The 10,188-nt window shown below is 70.7% G+C and carries 10 protein-coding genes and 1 pseudogene; 3 read left to right on the forward strand and 8 right to left on the reverse strand.

Going from position 1 to position 10,188, the window contains the following annotated elements:
• Together D7V93_RS28290 and D7V93_RS28295 are read left to right on the forward strand one after the other, a co-directional pair.
• A pseudogene (locus tag D7V93_RS28290) lies at positions 1 to 218 on the forward strand (acyltransferase); the annotation flags it as partial.
• 114 nt (positions 219 to 332) lie between these two features.
• Positions 333 to 1,283, forward strand: a complete 951-nt coding sequence (locus D7V93_RS28295) for an NAD(P)/FAD-dependent oxidoreductase (RefSeq protein WP_120646349.1) — start codon at positions 333 to 335, stop codon at positions 1,281 to 1,283.
• Here D7V93_RS28295 and D7V93_RS28300 read toward each other — a convergent pair.
• From D7V93_RS28300 to D7V93_RS28335, 8 genes are all read right to left on the reverse strand, one after another.
• Positions 1,210 to 2,055, reverse strand: coding sequence for an AraC family transcriptional regulator (locus D7V93_RS28300; protein WP_120646350.1), 846 nt, complete (start codon positions 2,053 to 2,055; stop codon positions 1,210 to 1,212). The genes D7V93_RS28295 and D7V93_RS28300 overlap by 74 nt on opposite strands.
• 152 nt (positions 2,056 to 2,207) lie before the next feature.
• Entirely contained in the window at positions 2,208 to 3,485 is a 1,278-nt protein-coding gene (locus tag D7V93_RS28305; protein ID WP_120646351.1) for a spinster family MFS transporter, read from the reverse strand.
• Positions 3,482 to 4,417, reverse strand: coding sequence for a Ppx/GppA phosphatase family protein (locus D7V93_RS28310; RefSeq protein ID WP_120646352.1), 936 nt, complete (start codon positions 4,415 to 4,417; stop codon positions 3,482 to 3,484). The genes D7V93_RS28305 and D7V93_RS28310 overlap by 4 nt, the downstream gene beginning before the upstream one ends.
• Positions 4,418 to 4,431: 14 nt before the next feature.
• Positions 4,432 to 5,619 (reverse strand): aminotransferase class V-fold PLP-dependent enzyme, encoded by a 1,188-nt coding sequence (locus tag D7V93_RS28315; protein WP_120646353.1) that lies wholly within the window; start codon positions 5,617 to 5,619, stop codon positions 4,432 to 4,434.
• Positions 5,620 to 5,636: 17 nt separating this feature from the next.
• Positions 5,637 to 6,926 (reverse strand): beta-propeller domain-containing protein, encoded by a 1,290-nt coding sequence (locus tag D7V93_RS28320; RefSeq protein ID WP_120646354.1) that lies wholly within the window; start codon positions 6,924 to 6,926, stop codon positions 5,637 to 5,639.
• Entirely contained in the window at positions 6,923 to 7,699 is a 777-nt protein-coding gene (locus D7V93_RS28325) for an energy transducer TonB (protein WP_120646355.1), read from the reverse strand. Before D7V93_RS28325 ends, D7V93_RS28320 begins: the two co-directional genes overlap by 4 nt.
• Before the next feature lie 3 nt (positions 7,700 to 7,702).
• A complete protein-coding gene (gene tolR / locus D7V93_RS28330; RefSeq protein ID WP_120646356.1) occupies positions 7,703 to 8,197 on the reverse strand; it encodes a protein TolR in 495 nt (164 codons plus the stop codon).
• A gap of 18 nt (positions 8,198 to 8,215) precedes the next feature.
• On the reverse strand, positions 8,216 to 8,932 hold the full coding sequence (locus tag D7V93_RS28335) for a MotA/TolQ/ExbB proton channel family protein (RefSeq protein ID WP_120646357.1): 717 nt from the start codon (positions 8,930 to 8,932) through the stop codon (positions 8,216 to 8,218).
• A 160-nt stretch (positions 8,933 to 9,092) separates the two neighbouring features.
• On the opposite strand from D7V93_RS28335, the gene D7V93_RS28340 reads away from it, so the two are divergent.
• A complete protein-coding gene (locus tag D7V93_RS28340) occupies positions 9,093 to 10,103 on the forward strand; it encodes a hypothetical protein (protein WP_120646358.1) in 1,011 nt (336 codons plus the stop codon).
• Positions 10,104 to 10,188 lie beyond the last annotated feature (85 nt).

The following is a 10,188-nucleotide window of genomic DNA, read 5'->3' on the forward strand; positions in this document are numbered from 1 at the left end:
CGCTGGCCCTGTTCACGCTGTACTTCGCGGAGCGCTGGGGCGTCATCCGTCACGACCTGGAGATGTTCTTCACGCTGGGCAGCCGCCACCGGTTGAAGGCCCGCCTGCTCGCGGAAGGGGAGCGGCTGGCGACCGAGGTGGAGCGGCTGGCGGACGAGTACCGACCGAAGCTCCAGCCGAAGCTTGAGCCTCCTGGCCCCGCGCCCGTCGCGAGGTAGGCCCCGGGCCGCGGACCGGAAGATCCGCCGATGTCACCCAAAGTCCCGCCCTCCTGCCGGCCCCGGGCCCGTCGTTAGGTTCCTGCCGTGGAATCACGCGAAGGGCGGACGGCAATGGCATACGACGTGGTCATCGTGGGAGGCGGCCCCGCGGGGCTCAACGCCGCGCTGTATCTGGGACGCGGGCGCAAGGCGGTGCTGCTCTGTGACGCGGGCACGCCGCGCAACGCGGCGGCGACGCACATGCACGGCTTCGGGTCGCGCGACGGCATCCCGCCGCCGGAGTTCCGGCGCATCAGCCGCGAGCAGCTCCAGCGCTACCCGAACGTGGAGGTGCGCGACACGCGCGTGGGGTCCGTGGAGCCGCACGGCGGCGGCTTCCGCGTGGCGCTGGGCGACGGCACCACGGTGGACGCCCGTCGCCTCCTCCTCGCGGTGGGCATGGTGGACGTCCTGCCGGACATCCCCGGCTACCGCGAGCTGTGGGGCACGAGCGTCTTCCAGTGCCCGTACTGTCACGGCTGGGAGGTGCAGGACCAGCCCTTCGGCGTGCTGGCCACGGAGCCCCTGTTCCTGGACTTCGCATCCGTCGTGCAGGGCTGGTCGCGCGACGTCACCGTCTTCACGCACGGCACCTTCGCGGTGCCGCCCGAGCAGCGCGAGCGGCTCCATCACCTGGGCGTCGGTCTGGACGAGCGGAGGATCCGCGCGCTCCACGGGACGGACGGCCACCTGGAGGCGGTGGAGCTGGAGGACGGGGCGCGGGTGCCCCGGCGCGTCCTCTTCTCCGCGCCGCCGCAGCGTCAGCCGGAGCTCGTCACGAAGCTGGGGCTCGCGCTGGACGAGCAGGGCTTCGTGAAGGTGAACGCGATGGGGGAGACATCCGTGCCGGGCATCAGCGCCGCGGGGGACATGACGACGCGCCTGCAGGGCGCGCTCATGTCCGCGAGCGCGGGCGCCATCGCCGGGGCCATGATGAACCACGGCCTCCTCATGGAAGACGCGGACCGCCGCTACACGGCCGCGACGGGGAGGCCACCGCCCCCGCGGACGAAGCCGCACTGAGCGCGGGCGCCGTACGGTGCTGCCTGCGCCACAGGGCGGGCGTGAGCCCCTCGGCGCGCCGGAACAACCGGATGAAGTGCGTGGGGTCCGCATAGCCCACGCGCTCCGCGATGATGTCGATGCGCTCGTCCGTGGACAGCAGCCGTCGCCGCGCCTCCGCGAGCCGGCCGGAGATGATCCACTCCACCACGCTGTGCCCCGTGGCCTGCTTGAGCGCGGTCGTCACGTGCGCGGGAGAGCGGCCCACGGCGGCGGCCACCTCGCGCAGCGAGATGGGCTCCAGGCAGTGCCGTTCAATGAACGTGAGCGCCTCGCCCACCAATGATGCTCGCGAGTCCGTGGGAGTCCACGCGCCACCAGAGCGGGCCACCTCCGCGAGTACGAGCGAGAACAGGCTGCGCACCACCTGCTCCCCCAGCGGATGGAAGGGCGCGCGCGTCTCCTCACGAAGCTCCGACAGCAGCCGGACCAGGTGCTCCTGCCGGCCAGAGGGGATGGGCACGACGGCGGAGGCGCCCTGGCGCACGCGCTCGAAGGGCTCCAGGAGCGGGCCGACTTCCGACTGGAGGAAGGCCGCCGGGTGGAACCCCAGGCCCAGGATCTCCGCCCGGTCGGTGGTGACCAGCCGGTGCTTCTCTCCGGAAGGGATGAGCAGCACGTCCCCCGGGGACAGCGTCAGCCGGGTGCGCTGCTCGATGGTGGCCCGTCCCCCCGTGTAGAGGATGAGGGCGGCGTGCGCGTGCGTGGCCGCATGCGGGGCGGGGGCATGCATGGCCCCGTGCTCCACGAACAGGGGGCCCGGCCTCGAGTGTGACGGATGCCCAGCAGCCACCAGACGCCTCCGCTTCCTTCCCGGGCGAGCAGGGAACCTCCTCGCTCAACCCACCCGGGCTCGGATGCATTCCGGGCCTGGCGGTTCCGCGCTCAGGCCCGCGCCTGGGGCGCCGCCTCCCGGAACAGCTTCGCGCCCAGGAGCAGCGCGAAGCCTCCCAGCAGCACCGGCACCGCGTTGATGGCGATGGCGGTGTGGAGGCTGGCCATGTCGGCGATCTGCCCGATGAGCGTGGGGGAGATGGCGTCGCCCAGCATGTGGATGCACAGCACGTTGAGGCCCATGGCGAAGGCGCGGAACGCGGGCGGCACGCAGTTGACGATGGCGGCGTTGATGGGACCGCTGTTGAGGAAGATGAGGAACTGGGCCACGCCGATGGCCGCGAACGTCAGCATCGGGTCCTTGATGTTCACCGCCAGGTACATGCACGGCGCCGCGAGCAGCAGCCCGATGCCGGACAGCCACAGGCCGCCGCCCACGCGCTTGCGGTCCATCTTGTCGCCCAGCCAGCCACCCGCCACGGTGCCGGTGAGGCCCGCCACCGCGGTGATGGCGCCGAACACGAGCCCCACGCGGCCCGGGTGCTCCAGCCACAGCTGCCGCTCCCGCACCAGGTACGTGGGCATCCAGAACGCGAGCCCGCCAATGGAGAACGTCATCAGCGTGTAGCCGGCCGTCGTCGCCCAGAAGGCGGCGTTGCGGCCCAGCCCCTTGAGGCCCTCCATGAAGGGCAGCTTCACCGCCGCCTCCGGCCCGTCCATGGCGCCGCGCTGGGGCTCCGGCATGAAGAAGGCCATGGTGCCCAGCACGAGCCCCGGCACGCCGCCCGCGAAGAACGCCGCGTGCCACGAATACGTCTGCGTCAGCCACCCGCCCAGGCCGTAGCCCATCGCGGAGCCCACCGGGATGGCGATGTAGAAGTACGACAGCATCCGCGTGCGCTGCTCGCGCGGGTACAGGTCGGAGATGATGGACGGCGCCACCGCGCCATAGCCCGCCTCGCCAATGCCAATCACCGCGCGCGCCAGCAGCAGCGCCGTGAACGTGGACGCAAGGCCGCTAGCCCCGGTGGCCAGGCTCCACAGGAGCACGCCGCCCGCCACCAGCAGCCGGCGCGGCACCCGGTCTCCCAGGAAGCCACCCAGCGGCGATGCCAGCATGAACACGACGATGAAGACGGTGCCCAGCAGCCCCGACTGCGCGTCGTTGATGCCGAAGTCCTTCTGAATCTCCGGCAGCGCGACCGCGATGATGTACCGGTCGAGGTAGTTGACCAGGTTGATGAGGGTCAGGATGAACAGCGCGTAGCCCGCGCGCACGGACTGCGTGGCGGGCGCGCTGGACGGAGCGGTCGGAGAAGAGGCGTTCATGAGGAGGAGGGGGCGGAGCCGAAGCGGTGGACCAGCAGGCCCCAGCGCAGGCCGCGGTCACTCACGCGGCACGATTCCAGGCCCAGGGCCTTCACCGCTTCGCGCAGGATGAGCGCGCCCGCGGGGATGACGTCCGCGCGCTTGGGCTGAAGGCCGGGCAGCGCGCGGCGCGCGTCCAGGGGCAGGGTGCACAGCATGTCCGTGAGCGCGTCCAGCTCGCCCCGGGACAGCGTGCCGCCGTGGACCTGCTCCGCGTCGTAGGTCGCCATCTGGTGCTGGAGCGCGTACAGCGTCGTCACCGTGCCAGCCACGCCCACGAGCATCGCGGCCGGCGGCGTCGGGGGCAGGGCCGCGAAGGTGTGGCGCAGGTGCGCTTCGATGGCGGCGCGCTCGGCGGGCGAAGGCGGGTCGGTGCGCACGAAGCGCTCGGTGAGCCGCACGGCGCCCACGTCGAAGCTGTGGCGGAAGGCCACGGTGCCGGCGTCGCTGCCGTAGATGAACTCCGTGGAGCCCCCGCCGATGTCGATGACGAGCAGCGGCCCCGCGGCCTCTCCCGCGAAGTCCGCGGACACGGCGGCGAAGGACAGCTGCGCCTCCATCTCGCCGGGGATGATCTCCACCGTCACGTCCGCGCGCGCCTTCGCGGCGGCGATGAAGTCCGCGCCGTTCTTCGCGTCGCGCGCGGCGCTGGTGGCGGAGACCGCGATGCCCTGGGCGCCCAGGGCGCGCGCCTCGTCCGCGAAGGCGACCAGCGTGGCCAGCGTGGCCTCCATGCCCTCTTCGGAGAGCACGCGGCTCGTGTCCACGCCCCGGCCCAGCCGGGTGATCTCGGCGCGCTCCACCACCGCCTCGAAGCGCCCGTCCGGCAGGCGCTCCGCGACCAGCAGCAGCACGGAGTTGGTCCCGATATCGATGGAAGCAAAGCGCGGCATCCCGCGCACACTACTCAACGCAGCAGCGCTTCCAAAGCGTCCCCCAGGGCCTCGTAGTCCGCAGGGGTGTTGTAGAGCTGCGCGGACAGCCGCAGGTGCCTCTGGGGCGCCTTGGGCCACGGGGTGACCGGGACCTCGATGTGGCGCTCCTCGAACAGGCGCACATGGAGTGGATCCAGGTAGAGCGGCGGGGCAGGGCGCTCCGGGTACCCCTCCGGCAAGGCGACGCACACCATGCTGCCCACCATCGCATCCGGGTACAGCGGCGAGGCATTGCCCAGCCGCGCGTCCAGCCTGCGCCGCGCGGTGAGCACCTTCTCCCGGTTGGACGCCATCACCTCCGGCCACCCGCCCGGCACCAGCCCTCCGATGACGCGCAGCGCGGTGGGGATGCACAGGAAGGGCGTCGGGTCGTGCGTGCCCATCCAGTCGAAGTCCAACCGGAAGCGCGAGCGGTCCGTGCGCGGCGAGTTGTGCCCGTGGCTCACCACCAGCGGCTTCAGGCCCGCCTGCAAGTCGCGGCGGACGTAGAGGAACGCGGCGCCCTTGGGCGCGCACAGCCACTTGTGGCAGTTGCCCGTGTAGTACGCCGCGCCCAGCTCCCTGAGCGCCAGCGGCACCATGCCCGGCCCGTGGGCGCCGTCCACCAGCGTCTCCACGCCCTGCTCGCGCAGGCGGCGCACCAGCTCCGCGACCGGCATCACCAGGGCCGTCTGGCTGGTGATGTGGTCGATGAGGAGCAGGCGCGTGCGCGGCGTCACCTGCGCCATCACCGCGTCCACCACGGCCTCGGGGGACGGCACCGGCCAGGGCAGCTTCGCCACCACCACCTTCGCGCCCATCGCGGCAGCGGCCACGTCGAGCGCGTTCTTCGACGCGTTGTACTCGTTGTTGGTGGTGATCAGCTCGTCGCCGGGCTGGAAGCGCAGGCCGCGCAGCACGGTGTTCACGCCGGTGGTGGCGTTGGGCATGAACGCCAGGTCGTCCGCGTCGGCGCCCACGAAGGCCCCGAGCGCGGCGCGCGCGTCATCCAGCAACGGCTCCACCTCGCGGGCGAGGAAGCGCACCGGCTCCGACTCCAGGCGTGCCCTCAATTCCGACTGGTGCTGGAGCACCGCGGTGGGGCACGCGCCGAACGAGCCGTGGTTGAGGAAGATGACCTGCGGGTCCAGGCTCCAATGGGAGCGAAGCGGTGCGCTCATGGGCGCGCAATATGCGCCTACTTCGCGGCCGGCGCGATGCCCCAATCAGGCGTCAGCCAGTTGCCCTTCTCCATGGGGAGCGGGAGCTGGTTGTTGCCCTCGGCGGTCATCACCCACAGGTGCGCGCCGCCGTTGCGGGTGGTGCTGAACATGATCAACCGGCCGTTGGGGGAGAAGGAGGGCTCCTCGTTGTTGCCCTGGTCCTGCGTCAGGCGCGTCACCTTGCCCGTCTCCACGTTGACGGTGAAGAGGTCGAACGCGTTGCGCTCGTCGCGCGCCGTGAACGCGATGAGGTCCCCGCGCGGCGACCAGTCCGGCGTCTGGTTGTAGTTGCCCTGGAAGGTGAGCCGCTTCACGCCGGAGCCGTCCGCGCCCATGACGTACACCTGCGGGCTGCCACCCCGGTTGGACACGAACGCGATGCGCTTGCCGTCCGGCGACCAGGAGGGGCTGGTGTTGAGGCCGTAGGGCGTGTCGGTGATGGCCTTCGCCCCGGAGCCGTCCACGGCGGCCACGTAGATCTGCGCGCTCTCACCCTCCGCCAGCGCGTAGGCGATGCGGCGGCCATCCGGAGAGAACGCGACGCCCGTGGCCATCTGCCCGTCCGTCACCACCGGCTTCGCCTCGCCGCCGGGGGCCTGCACGTAGATGTCCGGCCGGTTCTTCCGGTACGACGTGAAGGCCACCTGCCCGGAGGGGCTGAGCGTGGGCAGGATGTTCGTGCCGCCCTTGGTGAGCGCCTGCGCGCCCATGCCGTCCCAGTCCGCCACGTACACGTCGCGGTTGGCGCCCGCCTTGCGCACGTAGGTGATGCGCGACAGGAAGGGGCTCGCCTCGCGGGTGAAGTGCCGGTAGAGCGCGTCCGCCAGCGCGTGCGCCAGCTTCCGGGGCTCGTTGGCCGGCGCGTCCTTGGCGACCTTCAGGTCCTCGTGGCCGGTGGCCACGTTGAACAGGCGAAGCTCGCCGCGCAGCGCGCCGCCGTCCTGCGCGAGCGACACCTTCACCAGCGACTCCGCGCCCACGTCCGCCCAGCGGCTGAAGTTGATGCTGCCCGCCGTCATCCCTTCCTTCGCGTCGGCGGTGAAGCCGGCGCGGTCCAGCACCTGGAAGATGCCGGAGGCCGTGAGGTCGTACGTGAAGGCGGTGTCGAACGCGCCCGCCGCCTTCTTGTCGCCGCCCTCCTGCACCGTGGGCGCGGGGGCCGCGAGCGGCAGCGGACGGAAGTTGGCGCCGGAGATCTCGATGACGGGCGCCTGCGCGAGCACCAGCGCGGGCACGAGGAGGAGCGACAGCAGGAGCGCTTTCATGGGCTGAACACCAGGACGACCCCATTCTTCTGGAGCGCGTCGCGAAGGGCATCGGGGGGAGGAGAGAAGGGAGACGCCTTGCGCACGGCGGCCACGACCGCCGAGTCGAACAGCTCGTTGCCGCTGGCCTTGGCCAGGCTCACGTCCAGCACCTCGCCGGAGCGACCCAGCCGCATCGCCACCTGGGCCTTGAGGTAGAGGCGCTCCGCGTCGGGGATGGTGTCCGCCACGTTGTAGTGCCGGCGCACCTGGGACTTCAGGAGGCCGTAGTACCGCTCGCCCTCCTGGACCGCCGAGTCGCCGTCGGGGTCGCCATCCTCCGCGCCCTCCAGCTCCTCCGGCTCGCTGGGCTTCGCCGACTTGTCGAACGCGCCGAAGAGCTTCTTGCGCCGGTCCTCCGCGTTCGCCTCGCCCTTCTGGGGCGTGGGCGCGGGGGCGGGCTTCGCGCCGGGCACCGCCACCGCGTTGGGGGAGGGCGCGGGCACGGGCTCCTGCGAGGGCGGCGTGGGCGTGGGCTTCGCGGCGACCTCCTTGGGCGGAGGCTGCGCCTGCTCCTTGCGCGGCAAGAGCTTCGGGTCGCGCGGCTTGCCCAGGCGCACCAGCGACGCGTTGATGGGCTTCTGGTCCAGGTCCATCTTCGGCGTGGACGTGAAGCGCGCGTAGAGGACGGCCGCCAGCAGCACCGCGACGTGGCCGCCCACGGAGAAGACGACGAAGCGCGACAGCTTCGTGGGCCGTGCCACCAGCAGGCTGTGGGTCACCGCGGAGTCCATGCGCTAGCGCTTCGCTTCCTTCGACTTGCCCTTGCCGCCGCCGGCCGTGGGCGTCTTGTTCCCGGAGTTGGACGCCTTGTTGCCGGTGGACGGGTCCGTGATCATCCCCACATTCTTGATGCCCGCGCGCTGGGCCGCGGCCATCACCTCCACCACCACCCCGTAGGGCACGTCCCGGTCCGCGTGGAGGTAGACCTCCTTGTCCGCCTGCGCCTTGGCGTTGGCGGCGAGCTTCGTCTCCAGCTCGTCCAGGGGGACCTCCGCGTCACCGATGTAGACCTTCTTGCCCGCGTCGATGGAGAGGACGACCTTCTTCTCCGTCGCCTCCACGGGCGTCGCCTTGGTCTCCGGGAGGTTCACCTTCACGCCCTGCTGGATGAGGGGTGCGGTGACCATGAAGATGATGAGCAGCACCAGCATCACGTCCACCATGGGCGTGACGTTGATCTCACTCATGGTGGTACGGCCACCGCCGCCTTTTCCGCCGCCCATGCCCATGGGTGTGTCCCCTTGTGCCTAGCGGAAGAAGTGCCGCTTGATGATGTTGAGGAAGTCCGCGGAGAAGTTGGACATCTCCGTGTCGAAGACCTTGATGCGGCTGACGAACGAGTTGTAGGCGACCACCGCCGGGATGGCCGCGAACAGGCCCGCCGCCGTGGCGAAGAGCGCGTTGCCCACCGGCGCCGCCACCGTGGCGAGCGTCGCGTTGCCCTGTTCGGCGATCTGGTTGAACGCGCTCAGGATGCCAATCACCGTGCCGAACAGGCCCACGAACGGGGAAGCAGCGCCCACCGTGCCCAGGAAGGACACGCGGTTCTCCAGCTCGGTGATCTGCGCCGTGGCCGCCCGGTTGAGCGCGCGCTCCACGTTCTCGATGCCGCCCAGCTTCGCGCTCATCGCGTCCTCGGCGGCGCCGCCCTCCTTGCCCGACTGCGCCAGCTTGCTCAGCTCCTCGTAGCCCGCGCAGAACACCTTCGACAGCGGCGAGCCGTCCAGCTTCTGGGCGGACTGGTAGATGGCCTCCAGCCGGGACGCCTTCCAGAACGTGTCGAGAAAGGTAAGCGACTGGGAGCGGGCGCGGGACAGCTGGGTGAACTTCATGGCGATGAGGGCCCAGGAGGCCACGGACACCGTCATGAGGAGCAGGAGCACCGCGAGCTCGATGAACGACGCATCGCGGATGATCTCCACGTAGTTCATGGCGCCAAAGGCCAGGGGCAGGTGGGGTATCATGGGGTCCAGCGCGTAACATCCCGTACGCGGGTGGGTCAAACCCGCCGTAGGTGCCCGGTTGCTGCTCCTTTGGCCTGGGCTGAATAATTCCCGGGGACGGTCGTCTGGACGGTTGTTACGGGCCGACGACCTCACACTTCCCGAAACACGGATGCCCACCATGAACGCGAGACTGCTCGCCGCATTCCTCTGCCTCGCCGCCGTGTCCACCGGCTGCGTCATTGAAGACAACGGTCCCCGCTACCCCGGCGACGTCCGGATGATGTGGACCTTCGACGGTGCCCGCTGCGACGAGATGCGCGACGTCAAGGGCGTCGACATCACCATCGGCGGGGAGCTGCTGGAGAACGGCGGGCGCTACCCCTGCAATGCCAACGGCTTCGACGGCATCGTCCTGCACGACTTCGCGCCCGGCGCGTACGCGTTCGACGCGGTGGCGGTGGACTACGAAAACGTGGCGCTCTTCACGTACCACGGCACCTTCGTGGTGGACGGCGACGTGTCGGTGAACGTCAACTTCCCGGCGGGCGGCACCGGCACGGGGACCTACGCGGAGATCAACTGGAAGTTCCCGACCGAGGCGGGCAGCCAGTATCCCACCTGCGGCCAGGCGGGGGTCGCCTTCGTGGATGCCCGGGTCGACGACGGCGTCTGGGCGCACTTCAAGTGCTTCGAGGGCAGCGAGGGTCGCTCGGTGAGCACCCCGGACCTGGCCCCCGGGCAGCACTTCCTGGAGGTGGTGGCCATGGACTCGCTGGAGCGCCCCCTCTACTACTTCGGCGGCGCGTTCACGGCGGTGGCGGGTGTGCCGGCTTCAGTGACGGCGGAGACGTACGCCATCGGCGGGGCCGCGGTGGGCTGGGAGCTCTACGAGGGCAGCGTGCGGCTGAGCTGCTCGCAGGCCGGGGTCACCGAGGTGGGCGTCAACTTCCAGGACATCTACACCGGCCAGTGGGTCTACGGCGTGGCGGGGCAGTGGTTCTCCTGCAATGAAGCCCCGGCCATCTTCGAGTTCCTCCGCCCGGGTCGGTACTTCGTGTCCTTCCAGGCCTCGGGGACGGCGGGACGGTTCTACGAGTCCCGTGATGACCTGGCCCCCATCGACGTCTTCGCCCACGACTTCCCGGGTGTGAAGGACGCGCTGTACGCCCCGCTCGACCGCACGAAGTAGCCACCACGTCCCGTCAGGGCCGCATGCAAGGGTCGGAGGCCACCAGGCTTCCGGCCCTTCGTGCGTTCCAGGGGGGCTCCAAGGA

Source organism: Corallococcus llansteffanensis, from assembly GCF_003612055.1.
GTDB classification, from domain to species: Bacteria; Myxococcota; Myxococcia; order Myxococcales; family Myxococcaceae; genus Corallococcus; species Corallococcus llansteffanensis.

What these genes read in the sequence shown, in the direction of transcription:
- D7V93_RS28295 (WP_120646349.1), top strand. Translation starts at nt 333, where the DNA reads ATGGCATACGACGTGGTCATCGTGGGAGGCGGCCCCGCGGGGCTCAAC.
- D7V93_RS28300 (WP_120646350.1), bottom strand. Translation starts at nt 2,055, where the DNA reads ATGCATGCCCCCGCCCCGCATGCGGCCACGCACGCGCACGCCGCCCTC.
- D7V93_RS28305 (WP_120646351.1), bottom strand. Translation starts at nt 3,485, where the DNA reads ATGAACGCCTCTTCTCCGACCGCTCCGTCCAGCGCGCCCGCCACGCAG.
- D7V93_RS28310 (WP_120646352.1), bottom strand. Translation starts at nt 4,417, where the DNA reads ATGCCGCGCTTTGCTTCCATCGATATCGGGACCAACTCCGTGCTGCTG.
- D7V93_RS28315 (WP_120646353.1), bottom strand. Translation starts at nt 5,619, where the DNA reads ATGAGCGCACCGCTTCGCTCCCATTGGAGCCTGGACCCGCAGGTCATC.
- D7V93_RS28320 (WP_120646354.1), bottom strand. Translation starts at nt 6,926, where the DNA reads ATGAAAGCGCTCCTGCTGTCGCTCCTCCTCGTGCCCGCGCTGGTGCTC.
- D7V93_RS28325 (WP_120646355.1), bottom strand. Translation starts at nt 7,699, where the DNA reads ATGGACTCCGCGGTGACCCACAGCCTGCTGGTGGCACGGCCCACGAAG.
- tolR (WP_120646356.1), bottom strand. Translation starts at nt 8,197, where the DNA reads ATGGGCATGGGCGGCGGAAAAGGCGGCGGTGGCCGTACCACCATGAGT.
- D7V93_RS28335 (WP_120646357.1), bottom strand. Translation starts at nt 8,932, where the DNA reads ATGATACCCCACCTGCCCCTGGCCTTTGGCGCCATGAACTACGTGGAG.
- D7V93_RS28340 (WP_120646358.1), top strand. Translation starts at nt 9,093, where the DNA reads ATGAACGCGAGACTGCTCGCCGCATTCCTCTGCCTCGCCGCCGTGTCC.